General features: G+C 38.7%; 18 protein-coding genes. 15 read left to right on the top strand and 3 right to left on the bottom strand.

Translation table 11 applies throughout. The features are described from left to right. The first annotated feature begins 381 nt into the window (after window positions 1-381). The 15 genes from gltB (at window position 382) to A7P54_RS14215 (ending at window position 20,367) form a co-directional block, all read left to right on the top strand. Window positions 382-4,860 (top strand): glutamate synthase large subunit, encoded by a 4,479-nt coding sequence (gene gltB, locus A7P54_RS14150; protein WP_171549965.1) that lies wholly within the window; start codon window positions 382-384, stop codon window positions 4,858-4,860. A 71-nt stretch (window positions 4,861-4,931) separates the two neighbouring features. Continuing rightward, entirely contained in the window at window positions 4,932-6,353 is a 1,422-nt protein-coding gene (locus A7P54_RS14155; protein WP_171549966.1) for a glutamate synthase subunit beta, read from the top strand. A 168-nt stretch (window positions 6,354-6,521) separates the two neighbouring features. Continuing rightward, window positions 6,522-7,931 carry an MFS transporter gene (locus A7P54_RS14160; protein WP_171549967.1) on the top strand — a complete coding sequence of 470 codons (1,410 nt, stop codon included), beginning with the start codon at window positions 6,522-6,524 and terminating at the stop codon, window positions 7,929-7,931. A gap of 114 nt (window positions 7,932-8,045) precedes the next feature. Beyond that, window positions 8,046-8,936: a metal-dependent hydrolase gene (locus A7P54_RS14165; RefSeq protein ID WP_171549968.1), complete on the top strand. Its 891-nt coding sequence runs from the start codon at window positions 8,046-8,048 to the stop codon at window positions 8,934-8,936. 177 nt (window positions 8,937-9,113) lie between these two features. Beyond that, complete coding sequence (locus A7P54_RS14170) at window positions 9,114-9,704, top strand: LemA family protein (RefSeq protein WP_033132630.1); 591 nt, start codon at window positions 9,114-9,116, stop codon at window positions 9,702-9,704. A gap of 36 nt (window positions 9,705-9,740) precedes the next feature. Next, window positions 9,741-10,811 (top strand): TPM domain-containing protein, encoded by a 1,071-nt coding sequence (locus A7P54_RS14175; protein WP_171549969.1) that lies wholly within the window; start codon window positions 9,741-9,743, stop codon window positions 10,809-10,811. Beyond that, complete coding sequence (locus A7P54_RS14180) at window positions 10,805-11,365, top strand: TPM domain-containing protein (RefSeq protein ID WP_171549970.1); 561 nt, start codon at window positions 10,805-10,807, stop codon at window positions 11,363-11,365. Before A7P54_RS14175 ends, A7P54_RS14180 begins: the two co-directional genes overlap by 7 nt. A 412-nt stretch (window positions 11,366-11,777) precedes the next feature. Beyond that, window positions 11,778-12,263: a pilin gene (locus A7P54_RS14185; protein ID WP_171549971.1), complete on the top strand. Its 486-nt coding sequence runs from the start codon at window positions 11,778-11,780 to the stop codon at window positions 12,261-12,263. A gap of 60 nt (window positions 12,264-12,323) precedes the next feature. After that, window positions 12,324-13,979 carry a phosphoethanolamine transferase gene (locus tag A7P54_RS14190; RefSeq protein WP_171549972.1) on the top strand — a complete coding sequence of 552 codons (1,656 nt, stop codon included), beginning with the start codon at window positions 12,324-12,326 and terminating at the stop codon, window positions 13,977-13,979. Continuing rightward, complete coding sequence (locus tag A7P54_RS18850; protein ID WP_216077121.1) at window positions 13,976-14,596, top strand: fused MFS/spermidine synthase; 621 nt, start codon at window positions 13,976-13,978, stop codon at window positions 14,594-14,596. Before A7P54_RS14190 ends, A7P54_RS18850 begins: the two co-directional genes overlap by 4 nt. Beyond that, window positions 14,586-16,091, top strand: a complete 1,506-nt coding sequence (locus tag A7P54_RS14195; protein ID WP_216077122.1) for a fused MFS/spermidine synthase — start codon at window positions 14,586-14,588, stop codon at window positions 16,089-16,091. The genes A7P54_RS18850 and A7P54_RS14195 overlap by 11 nt, the downstream gene beginning before the upstream one ends. After that, window positions 16,088-17,293, top strand: a complete 1,206-nt coding sequence (locus A7P54_RS14200) for a serine hydrolase domain-containing protein (RefSeq protein ID WP_171549973.1) — start codon at window positions 16,088-16,090, stop codon at window positions 17,291-17,293. Before A7P54_RS14195 ends, A7P54_RS14200 begins: the two co-directional genes overlap by 4 nt. A gap of 149 nt (window positions 17,294-17,442) precedes the next feature. Further along, window positions 17,443-17,865: a pilin gene (locus A7P54_RS14205; RefSeq protein ID WP_171549974.1), complete on the top strand. Its 423-nt coding sequence runs from the start codon at window positions 17,443-17,445 to the stop codon at window positions 17,863-17,865. A 44-nt stretch (window positions 17,866-17,909) separates the two neighbouring features. Further along, the gene (gene tfpZ / locus A7P54_RS14210; RefSeq protein ID WP_171549975.1) at window positions 17,910-18,644 is read left to right on the top strand and encodes a TfpX/TfpZ family type IV pilin accessory protein; all 735 of its coding nucleotides are present in this window, start codon (window positions 17,910-17,912) and stop codon (window positions 18,642-18,644) included. An 82-nt stretch (window positions 18,645-18,726) separates the two neighbouring features. Next, window positions 18,727-20,367: an O-antigen ligase family protein gene (locus A7P54_RS14215; protein WP_171549976.1), complete on the top strand. Its 1,641-nt coding sequence runs from the start codon at window positions 18,727-18,729 to the stop codon at window positions 20,365-20,367. Window positions 20,368-20,432: 65 nt separating this feature from the next. Here the strand turns inward: A7P54_RS14215 and bfr are convergent, their stop codons facing one another. From bfr to A7P54_RS14230, 3 genes are all read right to left on the bottom strand, one after another. Next, window positions 20,433-20,897, bottom strand: coding sequence for a bacterioferritin (gene bfr / locus A7P54_RS14220; protein ID WP_171549977.1), 465 nt, complete (start codon window positions 20,895-20,897; stop codon window positions 20,433-20,435). 245 nt (window positions 20,898-21,142) lie between these two features. Continuing rightward, window positions 21,143-21,337 carry a bacterioferritin-associated ferredoxin gene (locus A7P54_RS14225; RefSeq protein ID WP_004776027.1) on the bottom strand — a complete coding sequence of 65 codons (195 nt, stop codon included), beginning with the start codon at window positions 21,335-21,337 and terminating at the stop codon, window positions 21,143-21,145. A gap of 183 nt (window positions 21,338-21,520) precedes the next feature. Then, window positions 21,521-21,901 (bottom strand): RidA family protein, encoded by a 381-nt coding sequence (locus tag A7P54_RS14230; protein ID WP_004657462.1) that lies wholly within the window; start codon window positions 21,899-21,901, stop codon window positions 21,521-21,523. Between the last annotated feature and the right edge of the window lie 20 nt (window positions 21,902-21,921).

A 21,921-nucleotide genomic window follows, 5' to 3' on the forward strand; every position in this document is an offset into this window, starting at 1 on the left:
AAAAATGAGTGCATTCTTCTTCATATCTTGATGTTATTTTAACTTTTTTAATGATTTAGTAAAAACATGCATATATGGCATGTTTTTTGCTTTTTTGTGGTGCTAATTTGTCTGCTCATTGCCCTGTTTTGTGCTAAACAGTTCATTAATTGGGTGAAATGGAAAGTTTTTGTGCTTTACAAACCTAGGTGAAGGTGTAATAACTGAAAACACTTTATAGAGTGCAATCTCGTAAAGGAAAGACGTATATTGCAAATTCGCCATGAAAAATGTTTTCGCGAAGCATTGAACTTTGTATGAGTTAATCGGCAATATCGCAGAAAATGAATTGATTGTTTGTTGCTCGAAAGAGCCATGTTGAAAGAAGGGTACGCTATGCACATGCCATCGCCTAATACTGTAGCTCCCGCTCAAGGTTTATATCAGCCTGATGAGTTTAAGGATAACTGTGGTTTTGGTCTGATTGCCCATATGAAGGGTGACTCAAGCCATCATCTGGTCGAAACTGCGATTCACAGTTTAAGTTGCATGACGCACCGTGGTGGTATTGCCGCGGATGGTAAGACAGGAGATGGTTGCGGATTGTTATTGGCGATGCCGAAACAATTTTTCCGTGAAGAAGCACAGAAATTAGGTAGTAACCTGACTGAGATTTTTGCTGCTGGTACGGTATTCCTAAACATCGATCCTGCTTTAGCACAAAATGCCAAAAATATTTTGAATAAAGAAATTGCTGCTGAAGGTTTAACTGTTGCAGCATGGCGTGTTGTACCTACAAATAATGATGCTTTGGGTGAGATTGCACTACAATCCTTACCTGCATTTGAACAAATCCTCGTGAACTGCCCGATGGGTTTAACTGAAGTTGAGTTTAACCGTAAGCTCTTCTTGGCTCGTCGTCGTGCAGAACAACAATTACAAAATGATCCACTTTTCTATGTGACGACGTTAGCAACGACTGTTATCACCTATAAAGGGTTGATGATGCCAGCGGCCATTGCTGACTTCTATACTGACTTGGCGGATGAGCGTTTAAAATCACATATTGTGGTCTTCCACCAACGTTTCTCAACCAATACCTTACCACGTTGGCCATTGGCACAACCTTTCCGTTATTTGGCGCACAATGGTGAAATCAACACCATTACTGCAAACCGTAACTGGGCATTGGCACGTACACCAAAGTTTGAAAACCCTTTACTACCAGGTTTAACTGAGTTAAATCCAATTGTGAACCGTACTGGTTCGGATTCATCAAGCTTGGATAACATGCTTGAGATCTTAGTCGGTGGTGGTATGGACCTGTTCCGTGCACTCCGTATGTTGGTTCCACCAGCATGGCAAAACGTTGAGACTTTAGATGCTGACTTACGTGCGTTCTATGAGTTTAACTCGAAGCATATGGAAGCGTGGGATGGTCCTGCGGGGCTCGTGATTCAAGATGGCCGTCATGCGATCTGTATGCTTGACCGTAATGGTTTACGTCCAGCACGTTGGGTGATCACCAAGAATGATTACATCACGCTTGCATCTGAGATTGGTGTATGGGGCTATGAACCTGAAGATGTGGTGTCTAAAGGTCGTGTGGGTCCAGGTCAAATTTTAGTGATTGATACTTTGACAGGCAAAGTGCTTGAGACTAAAGATGTCAGCAATCACCTTAAAAATATGCGTCCATATCGTGAATGGTTGCGTGATCATGCGATTCGTTTACAAGCCAATCCACAGCTTGAAGAACAATTGGTTGATCAAGGCTTAACTGGCGATGCATTAAAAGCAGCGCAAAAAATGTTTATGGTGACATTTGAAGAGCGCGATCAACTGTTACGTCCAATCGCTGAAAGTGGTCAGGAGGCAGTTGGCTCGATGGGTGATGATACGCCAATGGCAGTATTGTCTCGTCAAGTTCGCCATGTGTCTGATTACTTCCGTCAGCAGTTTGCACAAGTGACTAACCCGCCAATCGATCCATTACGTGAATCGATCGTGATGTCATTGGAAACATGTTTGGGCCGCGAACAGAATGTGTTCGAACAAGGTCCAGAGCATGCAGACCGTATCATTATTTCAAGCCCTGTATTGTCTAATTCAAAAATGCAGCAGCTTCGCGATGTTGAAAAAGAGCGCGAAGGTTATGGCGTTGTCGATATTGATCTGAACTATGTCGAAGCTGAAGGGCTGCAAGCAGCAATCGCACGTATCTGTGAAGAATCAGCACAGGCTGTACGTGATGGTAAAACTTTAATCGTATTAACGGATAAAAACTTCCGTGAAGGTTTCTTACCTGCAAACGCAGCATTGGCAACAGGTGCGGTACACCATCATTTGATTCAAACAGGTTTGCGTACCGATGCGAACATTTTAGTTGAAACTGGCTTTGCACGTGACCCTCATCAATTTGCAGTATTACTTGGCTTTGGTGCGACAGCAGTTTATCCATATCTTGCTTATGATGTGATCAATGATTTGGTTGCAAAAGGCGAGTTATTGGGTGATCCAATTCAGGCCCAAGCAAACTTCCGTAAAGGGATGGAAAAAGGTTTACTCAAAGTCCTTTCTAAAATGGGTATCTCTACCGTTGCCTCTTATCGCGGTGGTCAGTTATTCGAAGCGGTCGGTCTATCATCTGAAGTGGTGGATAAATGTTTCCTTGGTGTACCAAGCCGTATTCAAGGTGCAACATTTGCAGACTTAGAGAAAGATCAGAAAAAACTAGCAACCACAGCTTGGCAGCATCGTAAACCGATTGATCAAGGTGGTTTGCTTAAATTCGTATTTGGTAAAGAGTATCACGCGTTTAACCCTGACGTGATTAACTCACTGCATAAAGCGGTGCGTTCAGGTCAATACCAAGACTTTAAAGAATATGCAGAGCTGGTGAATAACCGTCCTGTTGCAACGATTCGTGACTTATTTAAGTTAAAAACCACAAATTCGATTGCATTGGATCAAGTTGAAACGATTGAAGATATTCTTCCACGCTTTGACTCTGCGGGTATGTCTTTAGGTGCATTATCACCAGAAGCGCATGAAGCGATTGCCATTGCCATGAACACCATTGGCGGTCGTTCAAATTCGGGTGAGGGTGGTGAAGATCCTGCGCGTTATGGCACGATTCGTAACTCGAAAATCAAACAGATTGCATCAGGTCGTTTTGGTGTAACTCCTGCGTACTTAACCTCTGCTGAAGTGTTGCAGATTAAAGTGGCACAGGGTGCAAAACCAGGAGAAGGTGGTCAATTACCAGGGGGTAAAGTGAATGGCTTAATTGCACGTTTACGTTACTCAGTGCCGGGTGTCACGCTGATTTCTCCACCGCCACACCACGATATTTATTCGATCGAAGATTTGTCGCAATTGATCTTTGACTTGAAACAAGTCAATCCTCAAGCGATGGTATCGGTGAAATTGGTCTCTGAGCCTGGTGTTGGAACGATTGCTGCAGGTGTTGCAAAAGCCTATGCCGATTTCATTACCATTTCTGGTTATGACGGTGGTACAGCAGCATCTCCGCTGTCATCGATTCACCATGCGGGTTCACCATGGGAACTTGGTTTAAGTGAAGCGCATCAAGCGCTTCGTGTGAACGATTTGCGTGGTAAAGTCCGTGTTCAAACTGATGGTGGTTTGAAAACAGGTTTAGACGTGGTGAAAGCAGCAATTTTAGGTGCTGAAAGCTTTGGTTTTGGTTCAACACCAATGATTGCTTTAGGTTGTAAATACCTGCGTATTTGCCATTTGAATAACTGTGCGACGGGTGTTGCAACGCAACAAGACCATTTACGTCAAGAGCATTATATTGGCGAGCCAGAAATGCTGATCAACTTCTTCAAGTTTATTGCAGAAGAAACGCGTGAATGGCTAGCGGCACTGGGTGTTGCATCACTCAAAGATTTGATCGGTCGTGTGGATTTACTTGAAGTTTTACCGGGTGAAACAGACAAGCATGCGCATCTTGATCTCAGTGCATTATTGACGTCACACCCTGCGGCTGAAGGCAAGGCACAGTATTGCCAAGTTCAAGGCAATGCGCCATTTGATAAAGGTGTCTTAGCTGAAAAAATGGTGGCAGAGATGTTACCAGCAATTGAAGCAGGTGCTGGCGGCTCATTCAACTTTACCGTAGGTAACTGTGATCGTTCGATTGGTGCACGTATCTCAGGTGAAATTGCACGTCGTTATGGCAACTTGGGTATGGAAAACAGCCCAGTGGTCATGAACCTTGTCGGTACAGCAGGTCAGTCGCTTGGGGTTTGGAACGCAGGTGGTTTGCATATCAAACTGGAAGGTGATGCCAACGACTATGTCGGTAAAGGTATGGCGGGTGGTCGAGTATCGATCTTCCCACCAAAAGGTTCGCCATTCCAAACGCAAAATACTGCGATCATTGGTAACACCTGTTTATATGGTGCGACTGGCGGTAAAGTCTTTGCTGCGGGAACTGCGGGCGAGCGTTTCGCGGTACGTAACTCAGGTGCATTTGCTGTGATTGAAGGTGCGGGCGACCACTGTTGTGAATATATGACGGGTGGTGTGGTAACAGTATTAGGTAAAGTGGGTCATAACTTCGGTGCAGGCATGACTGGTGGTTTTGCTTATGTACTCGACCTTGATAATGACTTTGTTGACTACTATAACCACGAACTTATTGATCTAAATCGTATCTCTACAGAAGCGATGGAAGACCACAAAGAAAACTTACTGCGTATTCTTGATGAACATATCCAAGAAACGGGTAGTGCTTGGGCCTACAAGATCCGTAATGAGTTCGACTTCTATAGTCGTAAGTTCTGGCTGGTAAAACCAAAAGCTGCTAATTTACAAACGCTTTTGAAAACAACCCAAGCCGATCCACAATAATTCCACGACTGCATAGATATAGGCAGGTGCAGAGATGAATGACATCGCTGCGCCTACCCACGGAGAGAGACATGGCAGAGCGCCTGAATAATGACTTTCAATTTCTGGATGTGGCACGCCAAGATCCAGAGAAAAAAGATATTACTGTCCGCAAGGCAGAGTTTGTGGAAATTTATAAACCTTTTACTGCGGAAGTGGCTGCGAATCAGACCCACCGTTGTTTAGGCTGTGGTAACCCGTATTGTGAATGGAAATGTCCTGTACATAACTACATTCCAAACTGGTTAAAGCTGATTGCAGAAGGTCAAATTTTCCAAGCAGCTGAACTTTGCCACCAAACCAACACCTTGCCAGAAGTATGTGGTCGTGTTTGTCCACAAGACCGTTTATGTGAAGGTGCTTGTACCTTAAACGATGGTTTTGGTGCAGTGACCATTGGTAATGCTGAAAAATATATTAACGATACGGCTTTTGCATTAGGCTGGCGTCCAGATATGTCTGGCGTTAAATGGACTGATAAAAAAGTTGCGATCATTGGTGCTGGTCCAGCAGGCTTAGGCTGTGCAGATATTCTTGCGCGTGGTGGCGTAAAACCAGTGGTATTTGATAAACGCCCTGAAATCGGTGGTCTGCTCACATTTGGTATTCCAGAATTTAAAATGGAAAAAGATGTGATGAAACGTCGTCGTGAAATCTTCACAGGAATGGGCATTGAGTTCCGTTTAAATACCGAGATTGGTGTTGACGTAACGATTGAACAACTTCTGAATGAATACGATGCTGTATTTATGGGAATGGGAACTTACACCTATATGAAAGGTGGTTTCCCAGGTGAAGATCTCAATGGTGTGCATGATGCATTGGATTTCTTGATTGCCAATGTGAATCGTTGCCAAGGTTGGGAAAAAGATCCAAGCGAATACATCAATCTAGACGGTAAAAAAGTAATCGTTCTAGGTGGTGGTGATACTGCGATGGACTGTAACCGTACCTCATTGCGTCAAGGTGCGCATGATGTGACCTGTGCTTACCGTCGTGATGAAAGCAACATGCCAGGTTCTGCACGTGAAGTGAAGAATGCTTATGAAGAGGGCGTAAAATTCCTGTTCAACCGTCAGCCAATTGAAATTGTTGGTGAAAATGGCAAAGTGACTGGCGTTAAGGTTGTAACCACACAAATGGGTGCGCCTGACAGTCGTGGTCGTCGTAGCCCTGAACCAATTCCGGGTTCTGAAGAAGTGTTACCAGCAGATGCAGTATTACTTGCATTTGGTTTCCGTCCAAGTCCTGCAGATTGGTTTAGCACTGCAAATGTAGGATTAGATGGTTCAGGTCGTGTGGTCGCGGCTGAACAACAAGAGTTCAAGTTCCAGACCTCGAATCCAAAAATCTTTGCGGGTGGTGATATGGTACGTGGTTCTGACTTGGTTGTGACGGCAATCTGGGAAGGACGCCAAGCAGCTGAAGGTATTTTGGATTACCTTGGCGTGTAAGCTTTCTTTCAGTATTTAAGTTTAAAAGCCCAAGCCCAGTGCTTGGGCTTTTTTATTTTGTCTATGGTTTATGGCCAAAGAAAATAAAAACTTTAACAAGCAGTCAATAAATTGCTATGCTACTAATGATAATAATTCTCATTTTTGTTGTGCTGAGTGGATAAAATAATGACATCGAAACTCAATGACAGGCTGTTAATTGCTGCGCTGTATACCAGTACCTTTCTTTGCTTGGTGGATTTGAGCAGTGTAAATTTGGCTTTAACCGCAATTCAAACCCAGTTCAATAGTCATCTTGCCGATTTACAATGGGTGATTGATAGCTATGCACTGAGTATGTCGAGTTTGATGTTGGCGGTGGGGGCTTTAAGCCAATGGTTGGGGCGTAAACGCTTATGGTTAGTCGGTGTCGGGATCTTTATTTTTGGCTCGGTGATTTGTGCCGCAGCGCCTGATTTTGGAATCTTGATTATTGGGCGAGTGATTCAGGGTGTCGCAGGTGCGATGCTGATTCCACTAACGTTGGCAATCATTGTGCATCATTTTACCCAAGCCGATCGCAAGGCACGAGAAATTGGTAACTGGAGTTCATTTAGTGCTTTTGCCTTAATTATTGGACCGCTAATGGGTGGTTTAATGGTGCATTATTTGGGGTGGCAAAGTATTTTCTGGCTAAACCTGCCTGTTGGAATGTTAGCGTTATATTTAGGTTGCAAAGGTATTGCCGACGATCAATATCAGCAAAAAATCAGTTTTGATTATTTGGGATTGATTTATAGCGTGATTGCGATAGCCACCTTGACCTATAGCATTATCATGGTTCAGCAAGCGCATATGGGTTATTTGATTGTTTTTAGTTTCCTGCTTTCGATGGTTTTTGCACTGATTTTTATTCGACATCAAAACCATACGTTGCATCCACTGATTCCACGACATTTATTGCATAACCGCATTTTTTTACATTTCAATCTGATCTCTTTTCTATTGGGATTTGCAGGCTATAGCTCCTTATTTGTCTTTGCACTCTTTTATCAGGAACAAGTTCATTTAAGTGCGGCCCAAGCGGGTTGGCTGATTGCCCCACAATTTCTGATGCAGGCGGTGGTTTCCATTTGCTTTGGTCGGTTACAGCAACGCTATGGTGTGTTACCGTTACTTAGAATGGGATTGCTCATTTCGGGAACGGCGTTAATCGCAATGATCAGCTTCCAGAGCAGTTCATCTTATCTGCTATTTATTGGCTTAAGTGGCATGATGGGGGCAGGTATTGGCTTGATTGTCCCGAGCTCCAGTACCTTGAGTCTACATTCGGTATCGCAGGCAGATGCAAGCTTTGCCGCGGCAATATTAAATATGCTCAGGCAGCTTGGCCTGACCTTTGGCATTGCAGTATTGGGGACCCTGACAGCATTTATTATTCAATGGGCCGTTGAAACACTGCATTATTCTATGGCTCAGGCCCAGTTATTTGCCTTTCATAGTATGGTCGCCATCATGGGCGGACTGTTTCTTGCAGCCATATGGAGCCTGAGAAAAATTAAACAAGAAGAATGTGTCGCACTGATCTCATCGGTCTAGACCAGTCATCATTTTGGTAGTTTTGGCAAACTTTATAAGCTTTTTTGCCCTGTCATTGCCATTTTCCCAGCGTAATACTCGGACTCAGTCTAGAAAATGATGCAGGCAATTGAGATGGCTCTTGCAAATGTGAATGTGGAAAAAACCTATTTAAACCGCCCTAAAGCATTAGGAATTACAGTACGACGTTTGCAATTTAATCCGAAAAAAATCAAACGTCATTATTTTGCCAATTCCCCAGTAATGTCACATCTATTAACAGCACTGTCTTCAACATTTCCAATTGGAGAACAGTATTTTGTGAATAGTGTTCGCAATGTTCGAGATAAAGTACAAGATCCTCAGCTACAGGCGCAGATTGCGGCATTTATTGGGCAAGAGGCGATGCACTCTAAAGCACATACTGAGTTTAACGATGCTTGGCGACGTGAGGATTATAATCTGGATCGTTTTCAGGCTTGGTTGGCAAAACGGGATGATATGCTGCGAAGTATTCATCCGAAATTACAATTGGCTTTGACCTGTGCCTTTGAGCATTTTACTGCAATGTTAGGCGGTTATATTTTAAAACACCCAGAAATACTCAGTACACTAGATGATGATGCGATGAAGCTCTGGGTCTGGCATGCAATTGAAGAAATCGAGCATCGCTCGGTTGCATTTGATGTTTACCAAGAAGTATATGGTGATGATCGTATTCGCCGTTTACTGATGCGTAGCGTGACGACAGGCTTTGCTAGCCTGACGTTTTATGCAACCACGCGGTTGATCTGGCAGGATAAATGGAAGAGCTTACCGAAATTGGGTGGCAATCTGTTTGGTATGTATTTACTGAGTAAAATGCTATTACAGTTGATTCCTGAGTATTTATCGTATTATCAAGCTGATTTTCATCCTGCCAAACACGATTACACTGCATTGGTGAATTACTGGAAAGCACGCATGGCAGATGAATATGGGATGGCAAGTTTCCAAGAGGAAACTTCTTCTAAAATTTATAGTTAATCATCATCCAATACCATCAAAGTTGCTTAGCATGGCATTACATCAAGGTTCTTGAGTAATGCCTTTTTTATTTAAATTCAGATAAAGCAACGTTAATAAATGTTACACAGCCGACAAAAAATCTCATTACAATGAATTATCGCAAAAATATAAAGAAAAACTTGAGGATAAATTTTTATGAAAATCATCAAACAAACCGCATTGGCAACTGTATTGGCAAGCACACTGTTATTTACCGGTTGTGGTTATAACACCTTGCAAGTCAAAGATGAGGCTGTGATTGCTTCTTGGTCTGAAGTTCAAAACCAATATCAACGCCGTGCCGATCTTGTGCCGAATTTGGTCAATGTGGTGAAAGGTTATGCTAAACATGAAGAGCAGGTTTTGGTTGAAGTCACTCAAGCACGTTCTAATGTTGCGGGCTTAAAAGTTGATAAAGAAGTGTTGGAAGATCCAGCGCTATTTGAGAAATACCAACAAGCGCAAAGCCAGTTGACGGGTGCATTATCGCGCTTGATTGCGGTTTCAGAAAATTATCCTGACTTAAAAGCCAATGAGCAATTCCGTGATTTACAAGCACAACTTGAAGGGACTGAAAACCGTATCGCAGTTGCGCGGAACCGTTATATTACCACTGTTCAAGATTACAACGGCTATGTACGTCAATTCCCTCAAGCGTTGACAGCTAAAGTCATTGGCATGAAAACCAAAGAAAACTTTAAAGCGGAACAGTCTGCACAGCAAGCGCCAACAGTTTCATTTAATTAATATCTGAAATTGTTTCGAACTGTGAGGAGTCACCGTATGTTGAACGTGTTTATGCAGAGCTTAAAGCAGAGAATCCTACCTGTTTTAACCATTATTTTTGCGACACTGTTTTTCCAACATACGGTTTGGGCTGAAGTCGCGACCGCAACCGATCAAAGTGATGTGCTTGTTGCGGGTAAAATTATCCAAGAACAGCAAAAGAATAAGACTACTGCTGCACCAGCCACGTCAAATGTTGAAACGCCTACATTGCCTCAAGTGACCAATGACATGGCAGAGGGCGAATCGATTCGTGGTTTGCCAACTTTAAATCAACCCGTGATTGATCAGGCCAAAGTATTGAGTGCTGCTGAAATGCAGCAACTCAATCAGAAAATTCTCAGTCTGTATCAGCAAGGCAAAGCACAAATCGGGGTGATTATCGTACCAACCACTGGGCAGGAAGCCATTTTTGATTTTGCGTTGAGAACTGGTGAAAAATGGCAGCTTGGCTCAGCAAAACGTGATAATGGCTTACTGATGGCAATTGCAGTCAATGATCGTAATATCCAGATCTTGACGGGTTATGGTTTGGAGGGCGTACTGCCTGATGTGGTGTTGAGTCGAATTATCCGCAATCAAATCACTCCTTACTTTAAGCAGGGGCAATATGCACAAGGGATTTCTGCGGGATTAGATGAAATCACTCGTATCGTCAATTTAGACCCTGAGATTGCACAGCAAGCGGCGCAAGAATTGAAAGATCGGCATGAACAAGCAATTCAAGCACAGCAGGCTAAAGACAATACTTTGACTATGGCACTGTTTATCTTGATTGCGGGTGTAGTCGGATCATTTATTGTCGGTAACCGTTTGAGTGCTTCGACTGCAGCTGTGGCGGCAACCGTTGCTGGTTTGGTCAACGGTGCGGGTCTAGTGATGAGCTTATTGCTTGGTGTCGGAATCTTCTTTTTATTGATCACTTCACTCGCACAGTTGATTTTCCAGATGTTCTTGTCTGGTGGTGGTCGCGGTGGCGGCGGAGGTGGTTTTGGCGGCGGCAGTGGCGGTGGTTATAGTGGCGGCGGCGGTAGCTTTGGCGGGGGAGGAGCATCAGGCTCATGGTAACCAAGACAGATACAACACAGATTATTACTCAGCCTAAACTAGATGAGCATGTACAGCCAAGTTTAAAACGCTGGTTCAAGCATTTCCTTTATGTTTCGTCGGCGCATCGTTATTTCAATAAGCAAGATCGAGTCGAGATTGCCAAAGCAGTACACGAAGCGGAAAAGGGGCATGTGGGGGAGATTCAGGTGGTGATTGAAGGACACATTCCGTGTTCACAGGCTTACCATCAAAATACCCGTTTACGCGCGCAGCAGCTGTTTGCTGAATTGGGTGTTTGGGATACTGAACTGAATAGTGGTGTATTGCTATACCTCAACCTATGCGAACGTAAAGTCGAAATTGTGATTGATCGCGGTTTAAAAAATGCTACACCGACTGAAACTTGGAATAGGATCTGTCAAAGCATCGTACTGTTGTTGGCTCAAAAGCAATATCTACAGGCCGTAAATAATGGTGTTGCGGAGATTGGACAGATACTAGACCTGTATTACGTGAAAACAGACCTTAATGATCAAAATGAATTGCCGAATGAGCCGATTATTCTAAATTAAAACGCGATCTTGCCATTTAAAATAGGGCTTGTTGTTTTGTTTAAAATCTATTAATGTGCAGAATGTTCTGTACATTTAATCTATTATCGGTCGATTGTGCCAAATATCTTCTGATAAGCGGTAAAAAAAATATCAATAAATTTTCTGTGAATTGAGTCGCTCAATTTACATACAAGTAGAAAGTAATCAAATTCATTAGCAAAAAAAATGAATAATTAAGCAGTAAAGATGACGTTATTTGTCATTTTTTTTCTTAAAATGTCTGAATTGCTCTCATTTTATCCAACATGAATTTTTTTTAAGTCCCTGTTTTTTTAGGTTAAAATTAGCTAAGCTAAGGACTGGCATAAAACATGCTAATTACTAAATAGCTGAAAAAAGCTTATAAAAAAATATCCATTGGAGAAATGTTATGAAATCAATGCAAAAGGGTTTTACTCTTATCGAATTGATGATCGTTGTTGCGATCATTGGTATCTTGGCTGCGATTGCGATTCCGCAATATCAAACATATATCGCGAAGTCACAAGTAAGCCGTGTGATGTCGGAAACTGGTTCACTTAAAACTGCTGTTGAAACTTGTTTACTAGATGGTAAAACTGATACAACAACTCCAGCCTGTGAACTTGGTTGGACAAATAGTAATTTAATAGGTGCAGCAACTCCGCAAACAGGTTTAACAGTAACCTTCGGTACAGGTGAAAGTAATTCTACTATTGTTGCTCAGTTTGGTGCTAGTGCAGCACAAGCATTACAAGTTAGTGGTAAACGTGATTTAACGTGGACTCGTAATGGTGTTACAGGTGCGTGGTCTTGTTCTACTACTGTATTAGAAAAATATCGTCCAGCAGGTTGTAATACTTCTACTGCAGGTTCAGGTTCAGGTTCAGGAACCTAATTAATTATTTACTGATAAACACCTCTCATTTGAGAGGTGTTTTTTTAGAACTAGATATATATGTTTATTTTATTAATACCTGATTTATATTTTTTATTTCAGAATGGGGACTTTTATTTTTTTTGCTTAAGTTTATTTTGTTTGATTTATATATTTTCACTAATTAGAACTACAAAGTTTCTATTTTTGTTATTTCCTATCTTTTTATTGATTCCATTCTATTTATACTATATTTCGATTTATCATGTTTCTATTAATGAGCAAGTGCTTAGTATTGTTTTAGAAACAGATTTTCAAGAAGCATGGAATTTTGTAGGTTATAAAATATACGTGTATTTCTGTGTGTTTATATTTTGGTGTTTATTTTGTATTTTTATTCTATATGAAAACTATAAAAAACCTTTAATTTGGAAACATCGTAGTCGTTGGTGGGTTTTAATTGTTGGCACAGCTTATTTTTTGTTTTCATATACTATAAATGCAGAAGTGGCGAGTCAGGTTGATCAGAGTTTTGAAAGCCAACAAGATAATTTTCTTGTTGATGAAAAAAATTTTTTTACACAAGAGATTAAAAGAACTTATCCCTTAGGTTTTTTTATTTCTATTTATGATATGTTAAAAGAACAAAGGAAAATTAATATTGCTTTTAAGCAAAATAAGGATTTTAGGTTTAATGCAAAGAGAATTATAAATGATCATAACAAACAAATTTATATACTCGTAATTGGTGAAACGAGTCGTAGAGAGAATTGGCAACTTAATGGTTATGCTAGAAAGACTAATCCAAAACTTAGTCAGCAAAATAATTTAATAAACTTTTCTAATATGCTTTCTGTTTCTAGTGCAACACGTAGTTCTATCCCAATGATTTTGACTCGTAAATCAGCGGAGCATGTCTATAAGTTTAATTTTCCTGAAAAGTCAATAATTTCTGCATTTAAAGAGGTTGGTTTCAAAACGTATTGGTTGTCTACTCAGCAAAGGTTTGGTGCGTTTGATACTAGTACATCAGTTTATGCTAAAGAAGCAGATCAAATGATTTTCTTAAATAAAGCCAACTATACTGATGCTGGTGAGAAAGATGATGTTTTAATTCCAGTCTTAAATAAAATTATTAATTCAAAGGAAAAAAAGCAATTTATTGTTATTCATACATTGGGTAGTCATTATAATTATCAATATCGTTATTCAGAGGATTTTAATGTTTTTCGGCCATCTTTAAATGATTTAAATAAATATAGTTTGCAAGAGAAAAGGTATAAAGATGAACTTGTAAATAGTTATGATAATTCAATCTTATTTACAGATCATGTTTTAAGTAATTTTATTGAAATATTGAAGATGCAGGTTAATGCAGAATCATTTCTGTTTTATGGCTCTGATCATGGTGAGGATTTATTTGATGGCGAGTGTAATAAAAGTGGTCATGGTTTAGAAACAGCAACTAATTTTGAAATTGCTAGTTTTGTTTGGTATTCAGATCTATTTGCATTAAATAATATAAATAAAATAAATATCCTTAGAGGAAATGCAAATAGAAAAATTAATCAAACAGCAATATTTCCAACATTAATTGATGCAGCTAGTATTAAAATACCAAAGGAAAAATTAGAAAAAAGTCTTTTGAGAGAATTCTATAATTATCCACGAATTGTTATGGGAGGGAAGAATTATGATCAATCTCAGCTCGAAGGTCTATGCAGAGAAGTAAAATGAATAAAATACAGCAAAGGAAAATGTTATCTAGTTTGGCGGCTATTTTTTTTGTCTCTGGATTTAGTGCATTAATATATCAAGTATGTTGGCAGCGACTGTTATTTACAGGTTTTGGTGTTGATCTTACTTCAATTACAGTAATTGTATCAGTTTTTATGGCTGGTTTAGGGGTAGGAGCATATTGGGGAGGAAGAATAGCTGATTATTTTAATTCAAAGATTATTGTTATATTTTGTTTGGTTGAGTTAAGTATTGGAATTTTTGGCCTATGTAGCTATTATTTTATTTATACGATACAAGAGTTATTGATATATAATAGTTTATCTGTATTAACTTTGGTAACTTTCTTACTGTTATTTTTTCCCACATTTTTAATGGGAGTAACTCTGCCACTTCTCACTAGTTTTTTTAATCAATATATTAGAAATATTGGACAATCTATAGGTCTGTTATATTTTTATAATACACTGGGAGCTGCATTTGGAGCACTATCAACAGGTTTTTTATTATTTAATAATTTAACTTTGGCGCAAACAATTTATCTAGCTGCTAGTTTGAATATTAGTATTTCTGTTCTTGTATTTATTTTGTATGGAAGAAATAACTATGAAAAATAATAAAATTATTTATCTCATTTCTTTTTTTAGTGGTTTTTTAAGTTTAGGGCAAGAAATTATTTGGATGCGTTTGATTTCTTTTGCAGGAATGTCAGTTCCTCAAACATTTTCTTATACTTTAGCAATATTTCTTGTAGGTATCTCAGTTGGTGCTCAGATTGGTAAACTTATTTGCAAAAATAATAACAATGTTAAAGTCCACGTTTTAGGATATGTTTTTTTTATTGCTGCAATTGTTGATATTTTTTTAATTGCATGTGTTTATTTTTTCTCCCATTTTATTGGTATATCTATTCTGTTTTTTGGATTGTGTGTTTTTATCTGTGCAGCAGTTAGAGGGATTATATTTCCTTTAGTCCATCATGTAGGAACAGTACAAGAAAAAACAGGTGCACAAATTTCTAATGTATATTTTTCTAATGTTTTTGGTAGTGCTTTAGCTCCTTTGATCATTGGCTTTATTGCATTAGATTATTTAAATACACAACAGGTCTATCTAATTATTTGCTTTATGACATTTGTTGTCGCAATTTTGTGTTTGAATTCAAAAAACATAAAAGGATTGATTGCTGTCTTGAGCTTTCTCACTTTATTTATGGTGTTGATACCTGAGCATATTTTTTATGAACTGTCAAAAAATAGCTATGATGAAAATAAATATCCAAGTCATATTTTAGAAAATAAGCACGGTTTTATTCAGGTATATGATGAGGGTGATGACCACATTGTATTTGGAGCAAACGTGTATGATGGTAAATTTAATACTAATATTTTTCATAATACTAATGGTATTGATCGTGCATACTTACTCACAACCATCAAACCTGATGCAAAAAATGTTTTAGTGATTGGTCTGAGTACGGGTTCTTGGGTAAAAGTTTTAACTACAATGCCAAATGTAGAAAAAATAACTGTCATCGAGATCAATCCTGCTTATGTAGAGTTAATTAAAATAAGCCCTATAGTTTCTGATATTTTAAAAGATAAAAGAGTTGAAATTATTTTTGATGATGGACGCAAATGGCTTAAAAAAAACCAAGAGCAGAAATTTGATATAGTGTTAATGAATACAACATGGCATTGGCGTGCTTATGTTTCAAACTTGTTAAGTTATGATTTTCTTAAAATAATTAATGGATCTTTAGGAAAGGGTGGAGTCTTATTTTATAATACTACACAATCATTAGATGCTTATTATACAGCAAAAAAAGTCTTCCCTTATGTCTATAAATATAAGTATTTTGTTTTGGCCTCAAACCAAAAACAGAGTATTCGATTAGACAGTATTCAGTCTAATTTGTGTGATCTAAAAGACTATTTTACCAAAGTGCCTGTTTTTAGTAGTGAAAAAAAATGTTTAGATGCTGCAAAAATAATTATTGAAAATCCATTTTTATCTTATAGTGAAATAAATTTTTCTCAATTAAATAGAAGTCCTGAGGTTATTACCGATAATAATATGCTTTCAGAGTATAAGTATGGGAAAGGATTATGAAAATTAGAATATTTTCCAACATGGAATCTAAAGATTTTTTTTGGGTTTTATTTTTAATTGCGTGTATTTTTGTTGCTACTCATTTTATACTGATTGATCGTGTAGGGTTTTGGCGGTTGGTATATCCTTTTCAAGCACAAATAGCTATATGGAATATTGATTGCTCAGCGAATGCACCTAAATGGATGTCAGAAAGTTTAAAATACATCATAAAAAATCAGAAGAATTTATCGAATCAAATTGCTTATATTGATTCTTCTGGTCATCAATCCTATTGTCAAAGCGGCTGGGAGAAAACAACAGTATTTTCAAAGAAAACGTCAGAAAACACGCGTTTCCGCTATGCCAGCATGACAAAACTAATAACAAATAATGCAATTTTAGATTTACTTAATAAAGGAAAAATAAAATTAGATGATCCGATGGTCAATTTTTTTGATGAATTAAATGGAAAAAACTTTAATGATGAAAGAATAAGAAAAATTACAATCTCTGATTTATTACAACAACGTTCAGGTTTCGACCGCTTGAAAAGTGAAGATGTAATTTTTGCCACGAATAAAACACCATGGTGTCCTTCACAACTTTCGACCTTACTCAAACTGAAATTAGACTTTGAGCCTAATGATCATTATGCCTATGATAACCGCAATACCTGTCTACTCGGTGCGGTCATTGAGCGTGTCACACAACAACCCTATAGGGAATATATTCAAAAAACATACTCTTTAGCAAAATATAACATTAAGTTTGTGGATGGTATTTATTATCAGGATGAAGTACGTTATGACTTTAGGAATAATAACTTTTGGATAGAGAGCGATGATAATTCCTTTAATTTTCAGTCTATTTCTTCTTCTGCTGGATTATCGGGTAATGCTCAAAGTCTCGCATTGCTAATTCGTAGTATGCTTCAGCAGCAACATTTGAATATCTTGGATATCGCTGAAGACAATCTTAAAAAATGCCATATTACTCAATTTAAGTCATGTAATGGTTATGCGATGTGGCAATACCAAAAAAACAGTAGTGCTCCAAGGATGTATTTCCGTAATGGTGGTTTACCGGCAGCCACTTCTTTAGCTATGGTCACAGCAAAAGGAGAGACTATTGTATGGGTGAGTAACGGTGCTACACGTTATGATAAAGATTACGATGAGAATATGTTAGAAAAATACTTTTATCAGATGCTTAATCATTAGTTCTTAAAATATGACTTTTTTGTTGGAATGGTCTCTAAAATGTCATATAGAAATTTATTTTAAATATAACTATATGAAATTTAAAGGTAAAATTTGTGGCATTATTTTTGCTAGCTTTCAATATATTTTAAAATTGGGGGGAAGCAGCCATGAATAAAGGATTTACATTAATTGAATTAATGATTGTGGTGGCAATTATTGGAGTGCTTGCGGCTATAGCGTTACCATTGTATCAGAACTATGTGGCTAGATCTCAAATTACTTCAGCAATCGCAGAGCTTAATGGGGCGAGAACACAATATGAACTTGTAATGAATGATGGCGCTAATAGTAGTGCTTTTACTACAGATAATATGGGTTTCTCAGCACCTGATTCTCAGTTTTGTCATTATCTAGTTCATGCTCCAGATGCTGGTGGTGTTTCTGAGCCAGCCTTGGAATGCCAAATGCACAATGTCGCTACTGTTCTTTTAGGAAAATCAATATACTTAAATCGGCAGGCCAATGGCTCGTGGAGATGTAGTGTTTCAGTAGGGATATCAAATAGCTTGAAACCTGTGGACTGTACATAATTATTTGAGTTCAAAAGAACTTCTTTTTTTATTTTAGGATAGCAATGTCAAAACGCATTAAATTTTTTATTAGTCATTTAACGATTTCTATTTTTATTGCTTCTATTGTTGTTGGGATAGTCTTTTTTCTATGGTATCCAGCACCATTAGCAAAGTCAGTAGGGGTGACTAACATCTTTTTGATGATGCTTGCGATTGATGTAATTATTGGGCCCGTATTAGGCTTACTTGTTTATAAAGAAGGTAAAAAAACCCTTAAAATGGATTTGACGGTAATTATTTTACTTCAGTTTATGGCATTGTCTTATGGGGTGTATAGTATTGAACAAGGGCGGCCAGCATGGATTGTACAAAATGGGGATCGTTTTGAGCTGGTAAGAAAGAATGAAATTGTCCCAGAGCATATCACTCAGGCCAAGCCTGAATACCAAACACCTTCTTGGTTAAAACCAAAGTTTGTTGCGATTAATGCAGGAAACTCAATTGAAGAGCGGAATAAAAATCTGTTTGAAGCAGTCACCACAGGCATTTCAAATGCCATGCGTCCAGAACGTTATCAGTCTGTTGATATGAGTAGAGTACAATTACGAGAAAATGCACAAAATATTGAAATTTTAAAGCAATTTAATGAACCGCAAGCAGTAGAAAAAATTATAAATGCTTATCCTAATGCAGACGGATGGTTGCCATTAAGCTCGACCAGTGTTGACATGACGGTTCTCATTAATAAAGAAAAAGGAGAAGTGGTTAAAATTGTCGATCTACGTCCTTGGAAGTAAATTGTAGTTTTTATCTTATATTTAATTTGTAGCTTCAGGCTTAGCGATATAATTCACTAAGCTTTTTTCTTATGTATAAAGTATGCAATTTTTATGCTTTTTTCTTGCCAGCGTGCTGATTAGCTTTGCTTGGCTGTCTCCATTTCATACTTATCCTTGGGTGACTTTTTCAGGGGAACTTGCTAGCTTTGCCACTGGCTTAGTTTTACTTGCTGTTTTTCTCAATAAAACAATTACTATTCCAAGGGTGCAACTCTGGATCGCACCGATTATTGCTGTTCCATTGTTGCAGTGGGGCTTTGGTCTGGTCAATGACTTTAGCACGGCACTATTAAGCTCACTCTATGTATTCGCTTTTTGGCTGATGATCGTGCTCGGTTATAACCTTTCTTCGCAAGCTGATCAACGTGAACTGCTTATGCAAGAGACCTCTAAGCTGCTATTTGGTATTGCGATTGTCTGTAGTGTCATGGCAATTGTGCAATGGTGCGGGTTTGGCGGTGTTATTAATGGAGTGATGCAATTAAAAGGTGATCGCCCATATGCAAACTTTGGCCAACCGAATCACTTGGCAACCTTTTTGATTATGGGCTTAATGGGGGCTTTATATCTGTATGAAAAAAGGGTCGTGGCTGCATGTTGGTTAGTGCCCTCTAGTCTATTGATCCTATTTACTATTGCTTTAACTCAATCTAGAACTTCATGGGTGGTGTGTTTATTTATTCTATTTTATTGGATGTATAAACAATACAAGCAGCAACCACGCTTCAGCTTTGCTCAGCTTTGGATTTGGTGTATCGGTTTTTTTGTGATTGCAGCGTGGGGTTTGCCACTACTCACAAATGTCATTGAAACGTTTTCAAACTCTGAAGTCATCCAAACAACTAGTTTGGCTGAACGGGCGAGTTCAGGTTATTTACGTTTTGATATCTGGACGCAGATGCTTCTGGCGCTGAAAGAGCAGCCTTGGCTGGGTTATGGGTGGAATCAAACCAGTATCGCGCAGATTAGTATTTTTAATTTACATCCTTCACATGAGTGGGTGATCAGTGCGCACAATGTTCTGTTGGATATCTTGGTCTGGAATGGTTTACCACTTGGATTATTGATTATTGGTTATATGGCAATCTGGTTTTTCTGGTTAGACCGAAATGCCAAAGAAACCACCTCAGTGGTTGCAATTATGATGATTGCTGCAATTCTGATTCATGCCATGCTGGAGTTTCCGCAACGTTATGCGTATTTCCTACTACCCATGGGCTTTTTATTGGGTCTAGTTCAAGCACAAACACCTCAGCTACAAGCAGTGACTTTAAATAAAAATGTCATTCGCCTTATCTGGCTGATTGGTATCGTACTGCTGTTATTGATCTGGCGTGATTACAAGCTATTTCAGGAAAACAGTCGTTTAATTTTTAAAAAGCAGCAACCGACTGTAGAGATATTGGGAAGTTCTAAAATTCTGCTGCTGACGCAATTTCAGCAGCGACTTGATTGGATCAATCTAAAACCTCAAACTCAAATGTCTAATACGGATTTGGAGTGGATGGATGCTTTCGTCAAAAATAAAGCAACCCCTTATAACTTGAAAAAGTATGCACAGGTACTGGTTTATAATCACAAGTTTGAAGAAGCAGAACAGCAACTCTTTATTTTACAGCAGCTGTATGGACAAACACTCAGCCTGCCAGAAGTGATTGAAATGAATAAGCAAGCGAGATAAAAAAAAGCCCTAATTAGGGCTTTTTTTGATTTAACCCAATCAATAGTTTGGGTTGAAGAGAAGAATTAGATTTGGCTTTGAATATAGTTTTCGATACCTACATTCTCAACCAGATCAAGTTGGGTGTCGAGCCAATCCCAATACTCTTCTTCTTTCTCTAAAATTTCTTGGACCAAATCACGGGTCACATAATCCTGTTCTGCTTCAGCAAGTTCAACAGTTTGCTTGAGGGCTTCAATATTTTCTTTGACCTTACGGATATCGCAGTTCAGAACTTCTTCAGTATGTTGACCGATATAGAGCTTGCCTAGATGTTGTAAATTCGGTAAGCCTTCTAAAAATAAAATACGCTCAATCACTTTATCAGCATGTTTCATTTGGCGAATAGATTCTTTATATTCGGCTGAACCGAGTTGCTCAATTCCCCAGTCATTAAACATACGAGAATGTAAGAAATATTGGTTGATCGCAGTTAAATGATGGTACAGCACCTGATTCAGCTGATTGATAACTTCGCGATTGCCTTTCATTGCGCTTACTCCAAAAACACCAAGTGATGCCCTAGTTGCTAAGGCAATTTATTTTATTTTAATCAACAAAGAATCGTCTGGCGAGTAATTTATAGAACGGCAAATGAAAATCACAATCAAAAACATCCTAATATTATTATGATTTTTATAAAAAAACCGCTTAAATGAGGAACTTTTTAAGTTCTACAGGAAGCGGTGGAGTCGTAAAACACGAATTGAATTGGAGGAGGAGTTTTGAAGATAAATCAGGCAGCTATAGAAATACGTGCAGCGATTTCAGCAAGTTCATCGCTGATAATAGCACGGGCTTCTGGAGCGCAACGACCACAACATGTTCCTAGATCGAGTAGGTCACGGATTTCACGATAGCTCTCAGCGCCATTTGCAACGGCGTCTTTGATATCCTGATCTGTAATTCCACGACATAAACAAACATACATGGGAGTGAGCCACAAATATAAATGCGATAATTGATATTATTGATAATTATTATCGTTTGTCAATGAATTTCATTCTAACAATGAGTATATTCTTATTGGGAATTTGAATAAAAAAATACCGCCTGATCGGCGATATTTTTGATGATTCATAACTTTTTGATAAATATAAATTTAAAAAAGTGCTTATGGAATGATCACAATCCCATCCATTTCCACCAAAGCACCTTTTGGTAAGCTAGCAACACCAAGCGCTGCACGAGCAGGGTATGGTTGCGCAAAGTATTCGCCCATAATTTGGTTCACCAATTGGAAGTGTGACAAGTCAGTTAAAAAGATATTGAGTTTGGCAATATCAGCTAAACTGCCACCAGCCGCAGTACAAACGGCTTTAAGATTATCAAATACACGGCGGATTTGGGCTTCAATGCCTTCTACAAGTTCCATACTGTACGGATCTAAACCAATCTGACCAGAAAGGTAGAGTGTATTGCCAACAAGAATTGCTTGAGAATATGTTCCGATAGCAGCAGGGGCGTGTTCAGTATGAATAACTTGGCGTGACATTTAGCTCTCCTAGGTTGTTT

Origin of the sequence: Acinetobacter sp. Ac_3412 (assembly GCF_013072675.1) — a bacterium.
Lineage (GTDB): Bacteria > Pseudomonadota > Gammaproteobacteria > Pseudomonadales > Moraxellaceae > Acinetobacter > Acinetobacter higginsii.